Here is a 15,278-nt window from a genome sequence, read left to right as displayed (position 1 = left end):
AAAAAAAGGGTTATGAGCGCCCCAAAGTAACAGGCGCGCCACCGGCACTTCACCGGCATTTGCACCAAAGCCATCAGAGATCCTTATCATGAAAATGCGCAACATCGCGATTATCGCGCACGTCGACCATGGCAAAACAACGCTCGTCGACGAGCTCCTGAAGCAGTCCGGTTCGTTCCGCGACAACCAGCGCACGGTTGAGCGCATGATGGACTCGAACGACCTCGAAAAAGAGCGCGGCATCACCATTCTCGCCAAGGCGACCTCGATCGAGTGGAAGGGCACACGCATCAACATCGTCGACACCCCCGGCCACGCCGACTTCGGCGGCGAAGTCGAGCGTATCCTGTCGATGGTGGACGGCGCGATCGTTCTGGTCGACTCGTCTGAAGGCCCGATGCCACAGACCAAGTTCGTCGTTTCCAAGGCGCTCAAGGTAGGCCTGCGCCCGATCGTTGCGATCAACAAGATCGACCGTCCGGATGGCCGCCACGAAGAAGTCATCAACGAAGTCTTCGACCTGTTTGCCAATCTCGACGCCACCGACGAACAGCTCGACTTCCCGATCCTCTACGGTTCGGGTCGCGATGGCTGGATGAACGTCAACCCGGAAGGTCCGAAAGACCAGGGCCTGGCTCCGCTGCTCGACCTGGTTCTGGAACACGTTCCCGAGCCGAATGTCGGCGAAGGCCCGTTCCGCATGATCGGCACGCTGCTGGAAGCCAACCCGTTCCTCGGCCGTATCATCACCGGCCGTATTGCTTCCGGCTCGATCAAGCCGAACCAGTCCGTCAAGGTTCTCAGCCAGGACGGCAAGACGGTTGAAACCGGTCGTATCTCGAAGATCCTCGCGTTCCGCGGCATTGAGCGTCAGCCGATCGAAGAAGCGCATGCCGGCGACATCGTTGCCATCGCAGGTCTGTCCAAGGGCACGGTTGCCGACACATTCTGTGATCCGTCCGTCACCGAAGCGATGCAGGCCCAGCCGATCGATCCGCCGACCGTTACCATGTCCTTCATCGTCAACGACAGTCCGCTTGCCGGCACCGAAGGCGACAAGGTTACCTCGCGCGTCATTCGCGACCGTCTGTTCAAGGAAGCCGAAGGCAATGTTGCGCTGAAGATCGAAGAGTCTGACGGCAAGGATTCGTTCTTTGTATCGGGCCGCGGCGAATTGCAGCTGGCCGTTCTGATCGAAACCATGCGTCGCGAAGGCTTCGAGCTGGCCGTGTCGCGTCCGCGCGTCGTCATGCACAAGGACGAAGACGGCAACGTTCTGGAGCCGATCGAAGAAGTCGTCATCGACGTCGATGAAGAGCATTCGGGTATCGTTGTCCAGAAGATGTCAGAGCGCAAAGCCGAAATGGCCGAGCTTCGTCCGTCGGGCGGCAGCCGCGTTCGCCTCAAGTTCTTTGCACCGACCCGTGGTCTGATCGGTTATCAGTCGGAATTGCTGACCGACACCCGCGGCACCGCGATCATGAACCGTCTGTTCCATGATTATCAGCCGTTCAAGGGTGAAATCGGTGGCCGTACCAACGGCGTTCTGCTGTCGAACCAGTCCGGTGAAGCCGTGGCCTATGCCATGTTCAACCTGGAAGACCGTGGCCCGATGATCATCGAGCCAGGCGATAAGGTCTATATGGGCATGATCATCGGTATCCACAGCCGCGATAACGACCTCGAGGTCAACGTGTTGAAGGGCAAGCAGCTCACCAACATCCGTTCGGCCGGCAAGGACGAAGCCGTGCGCCTCACTCCGCCGATCCGCATGACGCTCGACCGCGCCCTGTCGTGGATCCAGGACGATGAACTGATGGAAGTCACGCCGAAGAACATTCGCCTTCGCAAGACTTATCTCGATGCCAACGACCGCAAGCGTTTCGGCAAGGCGAAGATCGCCTGATCGCCGAATTCCGGTCCTGACTGTTTTGAACCCCGGCAGAAATTGCCGGGGTTTTTGTTTGTGCATGGGATGTGTCAACGCTTGCGAGATGGGTTAAAAAAGCGTTAAATTTCGGTCTGTGTTCCGGATGTTGGGACCGGAAATCGACTGACGGATGAGCCGTTGCGTGATTTCCGCGAGGACGAGAGTAACGTTATGAAGACGTTGTCGATTGATATGCGCCTTGCCGGTCCGCAGGATGGTGCGGCGATTGCCGAAGCCCATCGCAGCTCCTGGCAGCATGCCTATTCCGGCATTATTCCTCATCGTGCCCTGACCCGGATGATCGAACGGCGGGGGGAAGCCTGGTGGCGCAAGGCGACGCGCGGTCCAGCCACGATCCTGGTTGTCGAAGTAGCCGGCGTTGTCGCCGGATATGCCTCGCTCGGCCTCAATCGGGCCCGCTCCCTGCCCCATGAAGGCGAAATCTACGAGATCTACCTGCGCCCTGAATACCAGGGCATCGGACTTGGCCATGCGCTTTTCAACGAGGCGCGGCGGCTGCTGAAGTCGCTCGGCTGCGATGGCATGGTCGTCTGGTGCCTGGAAGACAGCGAGATTGCCGCCGATTTCTTTCGCTCGAATGGCGGGATCGACACGGTCGAAGGGATGGAAGATTTCGACGACGTGCATCTGAAGAAGCTGGGTTTCGTCTGGAACTGAGACTGAACCGGTCGCCCTGACGGTGTGTCAGGTGGCCCGCCGGCAGGGCGTTGTCGTCTGGCTCTTATCTGGCCGTTCAGCCTTTCCTGCCGGCTGACAAAGCGGCGTTTCGACGGTCGCTGCCCTTTACCATTCCGAAGCTTCGCCCAAAGCCGTGTTGCAATGCGCCATTTTTCGCTTTAGGAAACGCGGGATTTCAACACTCCCACGGGGTCCAAAAAATGCGCATCGATGCAATTGCCATTGGCAAGAATCCGCCAGAAGACATCAACGTCATCGTTGAGGTTCCGGTTGGCGGTCAACCGATCAAGTATGAAATGGACAAGGATGCCGGCACGCTGGTGGTCGACCGCTTCCTCTACACCCCGATGACCTATCCGGGTAACTATGGTTTCGTGCCGCATACGCTCTGCCTCGACGGCGATCCGCTGGACGTGCTGATCTGTAACACGCGCCCGCTGGTGCCGGGTTGCGTCATCAATGTCCGCCCGATCGGCGTCATGCTGATGGAAGACGATGGCGGCATGGACGAAAAGATCCTTGCCGTTCCGGTTCCGAAGCTGACCCGCCGTTATGACAAGATCACCAACTATACCGATCTTCCGGAAATCACGCTGAAGCAGATCCAGCACTTCTTCGAGCACTACAAGGATCTCGAGCCGGGCAAGTGGGTCAAGATCGGTGGCTGGCGCGACGTGGATGTCGCCAAGCAGCTGATCGTTGAATCGATCCAGCGCGCAGCCGACGAAAAGAAGTAAGGCGTCAGCGCGCCAGGACCGAGTCCACCTTTTCTGCCAAGTCCTCCGGGTTGCCATCGATCCGGAGGATTTTTTGTCTGGACGTATCGCCTGAGATGACCGCGATCGAGGATTTTGGGCAACGCAGCGCCTTGGCGACAAGCGCGATCAGGGCCTTGTTCGCCTTTCCCTTTTCGGGAACGGCTGTGACCCTGGCTTTCAGGTATACCTGTCCGTCAGCCGAGATATCGGCGCCCTCCAGCACGTCGCGCCCGCGATTCGGCGTCAGCCGTATGGCAAGCAGCAGATGGTCGGCGCCAAGCCGGTAGGGTTTGCTCACGCCACCAGCGGGTAGATCGTGTTCCACAGCAGCGAGCGGACGAAAAAGATCAGGACGAGGACGACGATCGGCGAGATGTCGATGCCGCCAAGATCGGGCATGAAGCGACGGATCGGACGCAGGACGGGCTCGGTGACGTTGTAGAAGAACGAGCCGAGAGAGGCGACGAAGCGATTGCTCGAATTGATGACGTTGAAGGCATAGAGCCACGAGAAGATCGCGCTGCCGATCAGAATCCAGGTGAAGATGCTGAGGACGAGATCGATGGTTTGAAATAGCGCAAGCATTCAGGTCTCCATTTCTTGGTTGACAGAGATGTAGACATTGGCGACTTAACGGACAAGTGGATGGGGCGCCCGCATTCGAAATCATGTTTAACGGGCTTGTTTGTCCCGCTGTTTCTGAAAGTTTGTGACATGACCCCTTCTTCCGCCGGCGACCGCTTTGCTGCGTTCCGGCACAAGTCTTACACGCGCTTCTTCTTTGCCCGTTTTCTTGGTGCCTTTGCCACCCAGATTCTCAGTGTCTCGGTTGGCTGGCAGATGTATGACCAGACGGGAAGCGCCTTCTATCTCGGCCTGATCGGCCTGGTGCAATTTCTTCCCGCCCTGCTGCTGATCCTCGTCACCGGCTCTGTCGCCGACCGCTACAATCGTCGTGCGATCGTTGCGGCCTGCATGGTGCTGAGCTCGCTTTGTGCGGCGGCGATGCTGGGACTGACGCTGACCGATGCCTTCGAGCCGACGATCGTCTTTGCCATTCTCGTCGTCTTCGGTGTCGAGCGGGCGTTTGCGGCGCCGGCTGTGCAGTCCCTTGCCCCCAATCTCGTGCCGACTGCGGATCTTGCCAACGCCGTCGCCTGGAATTCGTCGTCGTGGCAGACGGCATCGATCATCGGCCCCGTTGCCGGCGGTCTGCTCTATGGCGCAAGTCCCGTTCTTGCCTATTCGACGTCGCTGGCATTTTTCCTGGCAGCTGCCGTTCTGGTCTTCCTGGTAGAGCGACCCGCCCAGCGCATGTCGAACAAGGCCGTCACCAAGGATACATTGCTGGCCGGCTTCCGTTTCATCTTCGGCGAGAAGATCGTGCTCGGAGCGATTTCGCTCGATCTGTTTGCAGTTCTGCTTGGCGGTGCCGTGGCGCTCATGCCGGTATTTGCGCGGGACATCCTGACGCTCGGGCCATGGGGTCTCGGGTTGCTGCGTGCTGCGCCCGGCATCGGCGCCATTCTCGTTGCCATCGCGTTGGCAAGTTATCCCGTCCGCCACAATGCCGGTGTCTTCATGTTCATCGGCGTTGCCCTGTTCGGTGTCGGCACGATCATGTTCGGCCTGTCGCAAACCGCCTGGGTATCGATCCTGGCTCTGATGCTGATGGGCGCAGCCGACATGGCTTCTGTCTATGTCCGCGAGACACTGATTGCGCTCTGGACGCCGGATGAAGTGCGCGGCCGTGTCAACGCCGTCAACATGGTGTTTGTCGGGGCGTCGAACGAGCTTGGCGAGTTTCGCGCCGGCACGATGGCGCATTTCATCGGCCCGGTCGCGGCCGTGGTCGTCGGTGGTGTCGGCACGCTGGCTGTCGCAGGGCTCTGGGCCTTCGGCTTCCCGCAGTTGCGCAAGATCGACAGCCTTGAGGCGCCAGAGACTCAGGCGGGCAAATGAGCTCTTTCGAAAATCAGGTCGAGAAAATTCGATAGCCAGGCGCGAAGCGGCGCATCGAAGATCATCCGTCCGTCCAGATGATCGCGACCTTGCTGGGCGTTCGGCAGGACGAAACGGTGCGCTCCATGCACGACCCAACGGTGCATCATGGCCCGGGTCAGTTCGGCGTGGAACTGGACGCCCCAGGCATTCTGGCCATAGCGGAAGGCCTGGTTCGGATAGATGTCGCCTTCCGCCAGCAGCTTGGCGCCATGCGGCAGGCTGAAGCCTTCACGATGAAAGTGGTAGACCATCTGCGGCCAATGCATCAGCAGGCGACCATGTTCCGTCGGGCGGATCGGGTACCAGCCGATCTCGGTGCGTTGCTCCCGGTCGGCCTCAACTTTTCCGCCGAGCTGGCGGACCAGCATCTGGGCGCCGAGGCATATGCCGAGATAGGGCTTGTTTTCCTTCAGCGGTATCTCGAGCCAGTCGATCTCACGCTTGACGAAGTCGTCGGGATCATTGGCACTCATCGGACCGCCGAAGACGACGGCGCCGGCGTAGCTTTGCAGGGTGGCGGGCAGCTTTTCTCCGAGCACCGGCCGCCGGATATCCAAAGGATAGCCTTTTTCTTCTAGCATCTGTCCGACGCGGCCGGCACTGGAGCGTTCCTGGTGCAGGACGATCAGAACCGGTTGTTTGCGCTTTGCGCGTGCCGGGTCATGGAGCATCGCCGCTTGCTCCCAGTCCCGCGCGGGCTTCGGCCTCCTGGCGCTGGATCACGCGACCGCGCGACGATACACCCAGCAGATCGGCAACCCGCCAGATGGCGTGATCCTCCATTTCGCTGCGATTGCCATCGGCATAGACGATGTCCCAGAGGATGCCGATCAACTGTTCCCGCGCAGGTTCATCAAGATGACGCTTGAGGTCGGTGGTGAAGCGGTAGTAATCGACGGCTTCGCTCTCGGCTTCCTGGCCGGCGGCAATCAGGGCTTCTAGCTTGACCTCGTCAAGGTCATATTGCTCCTGCAGGATCGAGCGCAGTTTCGTCCGCTCGGCATCACGAACCACGCCATCGGCTTCCATGACCTGAAAACATAGCGCGGCGACGGCGATACGTGGATCATCAGGCGCGAAAACCGCCGGTGGGCGGTCTTGCGTGATCGATTGAAAAAAGGATTGCAGACGCTCGAGCATAGAGATCCTATCAGAAGAGTTTGAGCCGGGTCTTTGCCTCGGGAGCGGAGCGGCCGGGATCCTTGACGCCCGGATCATCGGGCGGGCGACCAAAGAACGGTTCGGAAATGGTGTCTTGCTGCGTCAGGGCAGCCGCCTCCGAAACCGGAATGGGCGTCTTGATTTCGTTTTTCACTGCCGGTTTTACGGCTTCGTCGACGACGACAAGCGGCTCTGCATCCAGGATCTTTGCGTCGGCCCGTGTCGACGGCGCCGGCTCCTTCGGCGCGATCGGCGGCAATGTGCCCAGGGCTTTTTCGGCACCCGAAAGATTGCCTTCCTCGATCGGCCCCTCAATCTGGTCGAAGGGAACCTTCCATTCGAACGCATCGAGGCGGCCGGTCACCGGCGAGATCGGCATCCAGCGTTCGGAGACATGGCCGTCTGCGACCCAGGCGGGATCACGGGCTGCCTTGACCGCCTGTCCCATCCAGTGACGGATACGGCCCTGGTCGCCTGTCTGTGCCTCTTCGATATCGGCGAGGAGAAGATAGACGCGCTCGCGTGATTCGATCCGGGCTGCGGCTTCCGCCTTGGCGCGCGCCTTGCCGAATTCCTGGGCTTCCAGGGCAGCCTCGGCGACGGCCAGCAGGGATTCGATATTGTTCGGCTTGAGGGCTTCGAGCTTTTCGGCCTTTTTCAGCCGGTCCACGGCACTGTCACCGCTTCGCGAGCGCACATAGGCCTGAGCGATTTCCGGATGGGGTGAAAGCCTCCACACCTGTTCCAGCGTGCCTGCTGCCTTGCGGAGATTGTCTTCGCGTTGATAGGCCTTTGCGGCGACGATGGCAGCCGGCACAAGATCCTTGGCAAGCTTCAGCGCCTTCAGGGCATGATCGCGAGCGGCCAACGGCTCACCTTCAAGCTGATCCTGCGCCTTTGCGGTCAGCAGGACAGCCTTGAGACGATCGGCCTCGTGCCGGTCGAGCACATGGGCAACCCGCTGCTGGTCGAGAAGGCGGATCGCGTCGTCCCAGTGGCCGGCGCGGCAGCGATATTCAAGTGTCGCCTTGGCCGCCCATGGCAAGTAGGGGGCACTCTCGGCTGCGGTTTCGGCATATTGGCGCGCAGCCTCATGGGCACCCAGGCGGCTTGCCTCGACATAGAGGCCGCGCAGGCCAAGCTCCCGGGTCTCGGCATCCTCCGACATCTGCTGGAACAGTTGCCGTGCCTCGTCGTGACGGCCTTCGATCAGCGACGCCTGGGCGTCGAGCACGAGGATCAGCGGTTCCTGGTCGGCGCGAAGCAGGCCGCGGGCACGGGCGCTCATCTTGCGGGCGAGGATGGCATTGCCGGCGCCGGCTGCAATCAGACCGGTCGAAAGAGCCTGATAGCCCCGATCGCGCGTGCGGGCGCGGAAGTAGCGTCGGACGGAATGGGGTGATGTCCAGAGCGTGCGAAACAGCCACCAGAAGGCCATCACGACTGCCACGATGCCGATAATGATCGTGGCGGCCACCATCAGGCTCATTTCGATCAACTGGCCTTCCCAGATGATCGACAGGGATCCGGGCCGATCGGCCAGCCAGGAGAAGCCAAAGCCGAGAACGAGGATGGTGATGAAAAAGAACAGGATCTTCAAGACAGTCGTCATCGCCTCAGCCCCCTGTTCCGCCGGTTGTTGCGGCAGATGCCCCGCCAACGGTGCTGGCAAGCGCTTCACCGATCGTGGCCTCGACCGCGACCCGTTTGTCCAGCGTTTCGGCAAAGTTCGCAGAAGCGGCCTTGCCGGCTTCCGGCAGCGTTTGCCATTCCAGGGAGGCGCCCTTCAGGTCGCCGTTCTGAAGCTTGTTCTCGATGCGTGCGACGATCGCTTCCGTCGTTTCTCCCGCGATATTGCCGACGGGGCGAACCTTGATGACAGACAGCGCCCCCGACAGCAGGCGGTCGGCAATACCCTGGTCCGGATCAGGCTGATGGATGGCGGCAAGGATCGCATCGGCCGTTTGGCCAAAACCGTTGGCGAGATCAGCGCGCGAGGGAATGCCGGTTGCAGCCATGGGTGAGAGTGACTGTACGGCCGGATCCTCCGGCGCGACGCTTCTCAATGCATCCAGTTCGGACATGAAGGGGCCGCCGCGATCGATGGCAGTCTTCAGGCCGGCCAGCGCAATGGCGCGCGCCATTTCCACGTCGTTGCGCGGTTCTTCGATCTTCTTCTCCGCCTCGGTCAGACGCGCCTGGCTCTGATTCAATGCCTCGGCATTGCGGGCGACGTCGCTGCGCAAGGCGGCGATGGCATCCCTGGAGAGGGTGATCTGGGCATTGAGTTCGTTCAGCGCTGCCGCATCGATTGGCGGCATGGCCGAACTGGCGGCCTGGAGGGAGGTCTCCAATGCCGCAACGCGGTCGGCCAGTTCGCTGTTTGCCAGCGTGTTGTCGACGCCCGGGGCAGACTGTGCCGATGCGAGGCGCGCCACTTCGGCCTTCAGGGCCTGGAGTTCGGCGTTGTCGGCCGGTGCTTCAGCGCTTGGCTGTTCGGGGCCAATTCCCGGGACAATGCCGGCATATTGCATGCTGCCGGCGAGTGCCAGGGCAACGAGACCGCCAAAGATGCCGGAGGCAATCAGCGTCGATGTCGCCGGTGACTGCCGGAGCTGTTCACGGGATGAGGCGGCTGGTTGTGCAACCGTCTCCTCATAGGTCGGATATGGCGTCGGTTCAGGCTCTGGCTTTGGTAATGGCTCTGCTTCCGGCTCGGGGCCCGGTGCCTCGGCCTGGATGCCAATCGGTTCAGCATCATCGACAGGTGTTACGGGGATATCGACAGAGGTCGGCTCGCCCTCTGCAGCAATGTCAGAGGCGACGACTGTGTCTGCATCGGTGGTTGGCGCGCCGGTTTCCTCTGCGGACAGGTCAATCGTGACCGGATCGTCCGAGGACTTCGATCGGCGGGGTGGCTTTCCGGAAACCATGGCAACCTCTTCATTTCCCAGCATCGAGCTAAACGTAGTCAGTCAGTCCGTCGAAGGAAAGGGAGAAGATCGATTTTGAGCCTGCGACCTTCAGATGAGATCGAGAAGCAGGTCCTCATTGGGTTCGGATGGCCAGGCGGTGCTTGCGCGAAGATCGGGCGGCAGGGTTTTGGCAATCTTTTTGCTCAGGCAAAGGATGCGCAGGTTCTTGATCCGCCCCTTGTGATCGTTCAACGGCGGCAGCGATACGAAAAGCCTTGCGGTTTCAGCCGAATATAGCAGGGCCACGTCAGGCCAGGGATCGAAAGCTGCTTGCAGTCTTGTCAGGTCATTGTTGACCGGTAGCATGCGATAACATTCCGCAACGGCGAGTTTCAGGCCGGCTCCCATCAATCGGGTTTCCAATCCGGGTGTCCTGGGAGTCCCTGCCAGATACAGGAGACCGTTGTCTCTGCCGGTATCCCATTCGGCAAGGATGCGATCGGCCAGCGCCTCGCCGTCTCCGCCACCGACAATGACATTTGTGAAACCAAGGTTTTTCGCCGCCTCGGCTGTCCTTATGCCGACGGCAAATACGGGAAGTGGCAGGAGGGGCGAAAGGTCCTGCCCGAGACTGGTCAAAACACGGACGGCTTCGCCGCTTGTGATTACAAGGGCACCCGGCACCTCGGCCAAGGCTGGGCGCAGTGTGTCGAGTTGGCGCTGCGCCTGCATCAGCGGCAGCAGCACTGGCTGGTGGCCACGATGCCGAAGCTGGTCAGCGGTTTTCTCCGCCGACGGTTCGGGTCGCGTCACCAGAACGCGCATGGGTTCAGCTCCAGCTGGTGAAGAAGCCGCTGCCGGCCTTGGCGCGGATCGCTTCGCCGGCTTCCCTGCCAAGCTTTGCGGCCTCGGAAACATGGCCTTCGGCCGCGATGTCGAAGGATTGGCTTCCGTCAGGCGTCAAGATCGTTCCGGCAAAACGAAGGTGATCGCCCTCGATCGTGGCCAATCCGGCGATCGGCGTGCGACAGGAGCCATCGAGTGCGCCGAGAAAGGCACGCTCGCAGGTGACGGCGTCGAATGTCGGGCGATCGTTGATGTCCGCCAGAAGCGCATTGATGTTGTTATCGCCGATCCGGCTCTCGATGCAGATCGCGCCCTGGGCCGGTGCCGGCGGGAATTCGGACGGGTCGAGCAATTGCGTCGGCACATCGGGCTTGCCGAGGCGCTTCAGGCCAGCGAAGGCGAGCAGTGTCGCATCGACTTCGCCGTCTGCCAGCTTGCGCAGACGGGTGTCGACGAGCCCGCGGAACGTGATGACGTTGATGTCGGGCCGGAGGCGGCGGATCAAGGCCTGCCGGCGCAGCGACGAAGAGCCGACGGTTGCGCCATGCGGGAGTTCCTGGAGGGTGGGGGCCGTGCGACCGACAACGGCATCACGCACATCCTCGCGTGGCAGAAAGGCGGAAAGATACAGGCCCTCCGGCAACTTCGTCGGCATGTCCTTGGAGGAATGCACGGCAAGATCCAGTTCGCCCGAGCTCAACTGCTGCTCCAGTTCCTCGGTGAAAAGCCCCTTGCCGCCGATCTCCGAGAGCGAACGATCGGTGATCCGGTCCCCCTTTGTCGAAAGCACGACGATTTCGAACATCTCTGCCGGCAGATTGTGGGCCAGCATCAGGCGATCGCGTGTCTCGTGCGCCTGGGCAAGCGCCAGCGGACTTCCGCGTGTGCCGATGCGAAAAGGTTTTGTTTGCATCCGATCAGATCCGTTGTTACCGACAGTCCTCGTAGACCGGTTTCCCGGTGACCGCAATCAATGAACAGGGTCCATGACGTCGCAACTCCGTATTCTCGGTCTCGAAACCAGCTGTGACGAAACGGCTGCCGCAGTGGTCACACGTCTTCCGGACGGGACCGCCGTCACGGAGGCCGACGTGGTTCTCAGCCAGCTGGACGAACACAGCGCCTATGGTGGCGTCGTGCCGGAAATTGCGGCGCGTGCGCATGTCGAAGCGCTCGATACGCTGATCGAGGAGGCGCTGACCCGGGCCGGGATCACGCTTGCCGACATCGATGCGATCGCGGCGACCTCCGGGCCCGGACTGATCGGCGGGCTGCTTGTCGGACTGATGACCGGCAAGGCGATGGCGCGGGCCTCCGGCAAGCCGCTCTATGCGATCAACCATCTGGAAGGTCATGCGCTGACGGCGCGGCTGACGGATGGGGTCGCTTTTCCCTATTTGATGCTGCTGGTCTCCGGCGGTCACACGCAGTTGGTGCTGGTCAAGGGCGTCGGCGACTACGAGCGCTGGGGCACGACGATCGACGATGCCCTGGGCGAGGCCTTCGACAAGACCGCCAAACTGCTTGGCCTGCCGTATCCGGGTGGCCCGGCCGTGGAGCGCGCGGCTGCCACAGGCAATGCAAAACGTTTTGCCTTTCCCCGGCCACTGGTCGGCGAAGCCAGGCTCGATTTTTCGTTTTCCGGACTAAAGACTGCCGTGCGGCAGGCGGCCGAAGGCATTGCGCCGGTCACCGATCAGGATATCGCCGATATCTGTGCCTCGTTCCAGCGGGCAATTTCGCGCACGCTGATGGATCGTATCGGTCGTGGGCTGCAGCGTTTCCGCGAGACTTATCCCGATGTCGCAGAGCCGGCACTGATCGTTGCCGGTGGCGTGGCCGCCAATCAGGAAGTGCGCCGCACCCTTGATGAATTGTGTGTCCAGCACCGCTTCCGCTTCGTCGCTCCGCCGCATCACCTGTGCACGGACAATGCGGTGATGATTGCCTGGGCCGGCCTTGAGCGCATGGCACTCGGAGTTGCGCCGGATGACCTGAATGTCGCGCCTCGTTCGCGCTGGCCGCTGGATGCCGGTGCCCAGGCGCTGCTCGCCTATGGCAAACGCGGGGCCAAGGCATGAGCGGGCACGATCGGATTGCCGTCGTTGGTGCCGGCGCCTTCGGTACGGCGCTCGCGGCGGTCATGGCTCAAGAGGGTCGGGCGGATGTGGTGCTTGTCGGGCGCGATGCCTCGCAGATGGTCGATTTGGCCAAGTCCGGACGTCACGACACCGCATTGCCAGGCATCCAGTTGCCGGCAGCCTTGCGCTATTCGGCCGAGCCCGCAGATTTGGCAGGAGCCGATATCGTGCTTTTTGCCATGCCTTCCCAGGCACAGGTCGATGCCGCGCGTGTCTATGGTCCCCATCTCGGCAAGCATGTGCCGGTCGTCATCTGTGCCAAGGGCATAGAGAAGCAGACGGCCCGACTTCTGACCGATGTGCTGGAAGAGGCTCTTCCCGATCATCCGATCGCGGTTCTGTCCGGTCCAGGCTTCGCTGCCGATATCGCCAAGGGTCTGCCAACTGCGATGGCGCTCGCTGCCCGTGATCTTGCCACCGCCGAACGGCTGGCAAAGGCGATCTCCGGCAAGACGTTCCGGCTCTATGCTTCCGATGACCGCGTCGGCGTGCAGCTCGGCGGCGCGCTCAAGAACGTTTTGGCAATCGCCTGTGGCGTGGTCGAAGGCATGGGATTGGGCGATTCGGCCCGGGCTGCGCTGATCGCACGCGGTCTGGCGGAGATGTCGCGCCTGGTCGAGGCGATGGGCGGGCGCGGCGACACCGTGCGGGGTCTGTCGGGCCTTGGCGATCTAGTGCTGACGGCGACCAGTCATCAGTCACGCAACCTGCGCTTCGGGATCGGTCTCGGGCGTGGCGAGGACATGGCGGCCGGGAACGGTCCGCTGGTCGAGGGCGCCTTTGCCGCGACCGTTGCCGCTCGCCTCGCCGAAGGCTTCAATGTATCGATGCCGATCACCCAGGCGGTGGCGGCCATCATCGACGGACGTCTTGATATTCCAACCGTGATCACGCAGTTGATGTCACGTCCGATCACCACCGAATAAACCCATCCCGAAGGAGCGTTTCATGCTGTTTGCCGTCATCTGCGCCGACAAGCCCGGCCATCTCAATCTCAGAATGGAAACGCGCCCGCCGCATGTGGAGTGGTTGAACGGCCTGAATGCCGCCGGCACGCTGAAGATCGCCGGCCCGTTTCTCGACAGCGACGGCAAACCCTGCGGGTCGATGCTGCTGATTTCGGCTGACAGCCTCGAGGATGCCAAGGCGCTTGCCGCGCAGGATCCCTACGCCAAGGCCGGGCTGTTCGAGAGCGTCGAGATCAAGCCCTATAACTGGGTCTTCAACAACCCGGAGGCGTGAGCCATGGCATTCTGGCTCTACAAGTCCGAACCGTTCAAGTGGTCCTGGCAGATGCAGAAGGATGCGGGCGCCACGGGCACCGAATGGACCGGCGTGCGCAACTATCTGGCGCGCAACAACATGCGGTCGATGAAGATCGGCGACAAGGGCTTCTTCTATCATTCGAACGAGGGCCTCGAAATCGTCGGCATCGTCGAGGTCTGTGCCCTGTCGCATCCGGATTCCACGGCGGAAGGCGACGCTCGCTGGGACTGCGTCGATATCCGGGCCGTCTGCGACATGCCGAAACCGGTCAGGCTGAAAGACGTGAAGGCGAGTTCGGCTCTGGAGAAGATGGCGCTGGTCACCTCCATGCGGCTTTCCGTGCAGCCGGTGACGGATGAGGAATATTTCGAGGTCTGCCGCATGGGCGGGCTGGCAAACCCGCCGGTCTGAAACGCCTGTGAAAACCGATCCCGAGCGTTTCATCCTCGACAATACCAGCCTGCTTGCGCCGCCGCATGTGCCGGAAATCCGGCTCCATCTGGCAAGCGAGGTTCATGACCTCTGGCTGAAGACCGAGGCAGACCTCGAGGCGATCGGCCTTCCACCGCCGTTCTGGGCTTTCGCCTGGGCCGGCGGACAGGGGCTTGCGCGTTACATTCTCGACCACCCGGAGGTGGTCGCCGGTAAACGGGTTCTCGATTTCGCCAGCGGTTCCGGCCTGGTGGCCATTGCAGCGGCGATGGCCGGGGCTTCCGACGTGGTGGCCGCAGATATCGATCCGTGGGCGAAAAATGCCGTAAGATTGAATGCCGCTGCCAATGGCGTAACGCTCGATTTCACCAATGACGACCTCATCGGCATGTCGGTGGATGCGGATGTCGTTCTGGCCGGCGATGTGTTTTACGACGGGGATTTTGCCGCCGCGCTGAAGGGCTGGTTCGGGCGGCTGGCCGCCTCCGGCACGATGGTGCTCGTCGGGGATCCGGGCAGAAGCTACCGGCCGACCGAACATCTGGAGGCGCTTGCCACCTATCAGGTGCCGGTCACGCGGGTGCTGGAAGATAGCGAAGTGAAGAAGACAACCGTCTGGCGGTTTGTCTGAGATGATTTGATCGGGGCAGACAGGTTCCGGGCAGGTTCAGGGGCGAATCACGCAGACGCCGGCTTCAAACGAGCAGGCGGCGTCGGGGGCATCCTCCGAAATCTCGATGATCCTCGCCTTCGGTGCCTTGTAGGAAACGACGGTCGGGCTGGCTGTGCCATCGCGATAGAAATAGATGCCATTGCCCTTGATGCGGACAGCCGCGATATTGCCGGCGAAGGTGCCGACGCCCGGAACCACCGAGGGAAGGCCGTTTCCGCCGATCACGGCCTGCGACCGGTGATCCTGCGACCGGTGGTGGTGACGGTGGTGGCGATGGTCTCCGGCCATGGATGCCGTGGAGACTGCGATTGTGGCGATGGCTGCAAGGCTCGCCAGCGTGAACCGATAGACCGTCATGGGGGGCGCACTCCTCTGCAGCGTGGTTAACGTAACGTTAACGCACAATGCCGCATACAGTTGCTAAAGTCATCCGCCGACGTGGTTTTTTCGTAA

Annotated in this window: 18 protein-coding genes; 9 read left to right on the top strand and 9 right to left on the bottom strand. The window is 61.6% G+C overall.

The window, feature by feature from the left end; all coding sequences use genetic code 11:
* The first annotated feature begins 88 nt into the window (after nt 1-88).
* The 3 genes from typA to ppa all read left to right on the top strand — a co-directional run bounded on the left by typA (nt 89) and on the right by ppa (nt 3,366).
* Nucleotides 89-1,906, top strand: a complete 1,818-nt coding sequence (gene typA, locus IM739_RS01645; protein ID WP_237369537.1) for a translational GTPase TypA — start codon at nt 89-91, stop codon at nt 1,904-1,906.
* A 195-nt stretch (nt 1,907-2,101) separates the two neighbouring features.
* Entirely contained in the window at nt 2,102-2,608 is a 507-nt protein-coding gene (locus IM739_RS01640; protein WP_237370936.1) for a GNAT family N-acetyltransferase, read from the top strand.
* 221 nt (nt 2,609-2,829) lie between these two features.
* The gene (gene ppa / locus IM739_RS01635; protein WP_237369536.1) at nt 2,830-3,366 is read left to right on the top strand and encodes an inorganic diphosphatase; all 537 of its coding nucleotides are present in this window, start codon (nt 2,830-2,832) and stop codon (nt 3,364-3,366) included.
* 4 nt (nt 3,367-3,370) lie between these two features.
* Here the strand turns inward: ppa and IM739_RS01630 are convergent, their stop codons facing one another.
* Together IM739_RS01630 and IM739_RS01625 are read right to left on the bottom strand one after the other, a co-directional pair.
* Nucleotides 3,371-3,685 carry a DUF167 domain-containing protein gene (locus tag IM739_RS01630; RefSeq protein WP_237369535.1) on the bottom strand — a complete coding sequence of 105 codons (315 nt, stop codon included), beginning with the start codon at nt 3,683-3,685 and terminating at the stop codon, nt 3,371-3,373.
* Nucleotides 3,682-3,972, bottom strand: coding sequence for a YggT family protein (locus IM739_RS01625; RefSeq protein ID WP_237369534.1), 291 nt, complete (start codon nt 3,970-3,972; stop codon nt 3,682-3,684). Before IM739_RS01625 ends, IM739_RS01630 begins: the two co-directional genes overlap by 4 nt.
* A 129-nt stretch (nt 3,973-4,101) precedes the next feature.
* Between IM739_RS01625 and IM739_RS01620 the strand changes: the two genes are divergently transcribed.
* Nucleotides 4,102-5,349 (top strand): MFS transporter, encoded by a 1,248-nt coding sequence (locus IM739_RS01620; RefSeq protein WP_237369533.1) that lies wholly within the window; start codon nt 4,102-4,104, stop codon nt 5,347-5,349.
* On the opposite strand, the gene IM739_RS01615 is transcribed toward IM739_RS01620, so the two are convergent.
* The 6 genes from IM739_RS01615 to hemC form a co-directional block, all read right to left on the bottom strand.
* Nucleotides 5,334-6,062, bottom strand: a complete 729-nt coding sequence (locus tag IM739_RS01615) for a glutamine amidotransferase (protein WP_237369532.1) — start codon at nt 6,060-6,062, stop codon at nt 5,334-5,336. The genes IM739_RS01620 and IM739_RS01615 overlap by 16 nt on opposite strands.
* Nucleotides 6,052-6,531: a tellurite resistance TerB family protein gene (locus IM739_RS01610; protein ID WP_237369531.1), complete on the bottom strand. Its 480-nt coding sequence runs from the start codon at nt 6,529-6,531 to the stop codon at nt 6,052-6,054. Before IM739_RS01610 ends, IM739_RS01615 begins: the two co-directional genes overlap by 11 nt.
* Nucleotides 6,532-6,541: 10 nt before the next feature.
* Nucleotides 6,542-8,164: a heme biosynthesis protein HemY gene (locus IM739_RS01605; protein WP_237369530.1), complete on the bottom strand. Its 1,623-nt coding sequence runs from the start codon at nt 8,162-8,164 to the stop codon at nt 6,542-6,544.
* A gap of 4 nt (nt 8,165-8,168) precedes the next feature.
* Nucleotides 8,169-9,485 (bottom strand): COG4223 family protein, encoded by a 1,317-nt coding sequence (locus IM739_RS01600; RefSeq protein ID WP_237369529.1) that lies wholly within the window; start codon nt 9,483-9,485, stop codon nt 8,169-8,171.
* A gap of 90 nt (nt 9,486-9,575) precedes the next feature.
* A complete protein-coding gene (locus tag IM739_RS01595) occupies nt 9,576-10,292 on the bottom strand; it encodes a uroporphyrinogen-III synthase (RefSeq protein ID WP_237369528.1) in 717 nt (238 codons plus the stop codon).
* 4 nt (nt 10,293-10,296) lie between these two features.
* Nucleotides 10,297-11,226, bottom strand: coding sequence for a hydroxymethylbilane synthase (hemC, locus tag IM739_RS01590; RefSeq protein ID WP_237369527.1), 930 nt, complete (start codon nt 11,224-11,226; stop codon nt 10,297-10,299).
* 73 nt (nt 11,227-11,299) lie between these two features.
* On the opposite strand from hemC, the gene tsaD reads away from it, so the two are divergent.
* The 5 genes from tsaD to IM739_RS01565 are packed head-to-tail and all read left to right on the top strand — an operon-like array spanning nt 11,300 to nt 14,783.
* Nucleotides 11,300-12,394 (top strand): tRNA (adenosine(37)-N6)-threonylcarbamoyltransferase complex transferase subunit TsaD, encoded by a 1,095-nt coding sequence (gene tsaD, locus IM739_RS01585; protein ID WP_237369526.1) that lies wholly within the window; start codon nt 11,300-11,302, stop codon nt 12,392-12,394.
* Nucleotides 12,391-13,380 (top strand): NAD(P)H-dependent glycerol-3-phosphate dehydrogenase, encoded by a 990-nt coding sequence (locus IM739_RS01580; RefSeq protein WP_237369525.1) that lies wholly within the window; start codon nt 12,391-12,393, stop codon nt 13,378-13,380. The genes tsaD and IM739_RS01580 overlap by 4 nt, the downstream gene beginning before the upstream one ends.
* Nucleotides 13,381-13,402: 22 nt before the next feature.
* Nucleotides 13,403-13,696 carry a YciI-like protein gene (locus IM739_RS01575; RefSeq protein WP_237369524.1) on the top strand — a complete coding sequence of 98 codons (294 nt, stop codon included), beginning with the start codon at nt 13,403-13,405 and terminating at the stop codon, nt 13,694-13,696.
* A gap of 3 nt (nt 13,697-13,699) precedes the next feature.
* Nucleotides 13,700-14,131, top strand: a complete 432-nt coding sequence (locus tag IM739_RS01570; protein ID WP_237369523.1) for an EVE domain-containing protein — start codon at nt 13,700-13,702, stop codon at nt 14,129-14,131.
* A 7-nt stretch (nt 14,132-14,138) separates the two neighbouring features.
* Nucleotides 14,139-14,783, top strand: coding sequence for a class I SAM-dependent methyltransferase (locus tag IM739_RS01565; RefSeq protein WP_237369522.1), 645 nt, complete (start codon nt 14,139-14,141; stop codon nt 14,781-14,783).
* A 36-nt stretch (nt 14,784-14,819) separates the two neighbouring features.
* Here IM739_RS01565 and IM739_RS01560 read toward each other — a convergent pair whose 3' ends face one another.
* Nucleotides 14,820-15,182, bottom strand: a complete 363-nt coding sequence (locus tag IM739_RS01560) for a hypothetical protein (protein ID WP_237369521.1) — start codon at nt 15,180-15,182, stop codon at nt 14,820-14,822.
* Nucleotides 15,183-15,278 lie beyond the last annotated feature (96 nt).

The organism is Rhizobium sp. SL42 (genome assembly GCF_021729845.1).
Lineage (GTDB): Bacteria > Pseudomonadota > Alphaproteobacteria > Rhizobiales > Rhizobiaceae > Allorhizobium.
The sequence above is the reverse complement of the archived record's forward strand: the minus strand, read 5'-3'. Positions and strand labels throughout refer to the sequence as shown.

What these genes read in the sequence shown, in the direction of transcription:
- typA (WP_237369537.1), top strand. Translation starts at nt 89, where the DNA reads ATGAAAATGCGCAACATCGCGATTATCGCGCACGTCGACCATGGCAAA.
- IM739_RS01640 (WP_237370936.1), top strand. Translation starts at nt 2,102, where the DNA reads ATGAAGACGTTGTCGATTGATATGCGCCTTGCCGGTCCGCAGGATGGT.
- ppa (WP_237369536.1), top strand. Translation starts at nt 2,830, where the DNA reads ATGCGCATCGATGCAATTGCCATTGGCAAGAATCCGCCAGAAGACATC.
- IM739_RS01625 (WP_237369534.1), bottom strand. Translation starts at nt 3,972, where the DNA reads ATGCTTGCGCTATTTCAAACCATCGATCTCGTCCTCAGCATCTTCACC.
- IM739_RS01620 (WP_237369533.1), top strand. Translation starts at nt 4,102, where the DNA reads ATGACCCCTTCTTCCGCCGGCGACCGCTTTGCTGCGTTCCGGCACAAG.
- IM739_RS01615 (WP_237369532.1), bottom strand. Translation starts at nt 6,062, where the DNA reads ATGCTCCATGACCCGGCACGCGCAAAGCGCAAACAACCGGTTCTGATC.
- IM739_RS01610 (WP_237369531.1), bottom strand. Translation starts at nt 6,531, where the DNA reads ATGCTCGAGCGTCTGCAATCCTTTTTTCAATCGATCACGCAAGACCGC.
- IM739_RS01605 (WP_237369530.1), bottom strand. Translation starts at nt 8,164, where the DNA reads ATGACGACTGTCTTGAAGATCCTGTTCTTTTTCATCACCATCCTCGTT.
- IM739_RS01600 (WP_237369529.1), bottom strand. Translation starts at nt 9,485, where the DNA reads ATGGTTTCCGGAAAGCCACCCCGCCGATCGAAGTCCTCGGACGATCCG.
- IM739_RS01595 (WP_237369528.1), bottom strand. Translation starts at nt 10,292, where the DNA reads ATGCGCGTTCTGGTGACGCGACCCGAACCGTCGGCGGAGAAAACCGCT.
- hemC (WP_237369527.1), bottom strand. Translation starts at nt 11,226, where the DNA reads ATGCAAACAAAACCTTTTCGCATCGGCACACGCGGAAGTCCGCTGGCG.
- tsaD (WP_237369526.1), top strand. Translation starts at nt 11,300, where the DNA reads ATGACGTCGCAACTCCGTATTCTCGGTCTCGAAACCAGCTGTGACGAA.
- IM739_RS01580 (WP_237369525.1), top strand. Translation starts at nt 12,391, where the DNA reads ATGAGCGGGCACGATCGGATTGCCGTCGTTGGTGCCGGCGCCTTCGGT.
- IM739_RS01575 (WP_237369524.1), top strand. Translation starts at nt 13,403, where the DNA reads ATGCTGTTTGCCGTCATCTGCGCCGACAAGCCCGGCCATCTCAATCTC.
- IM739_RS01570 (WP_237369523.1), top strand. Translation starts at nt 13,700, where the DNA reads ATGGCATTCTGGCTCTACAAGTCCGAACCGTTCAAGTGGTCCTGGCAG.
- IM739_RS01560 (WP_237369521.1), bottom strand. Translation starts at nt 15,182, where the DNA reads ATGACGGTCTATCGGTTCACGCTGGCGAGCCTTGCAGCCATCGCCACA.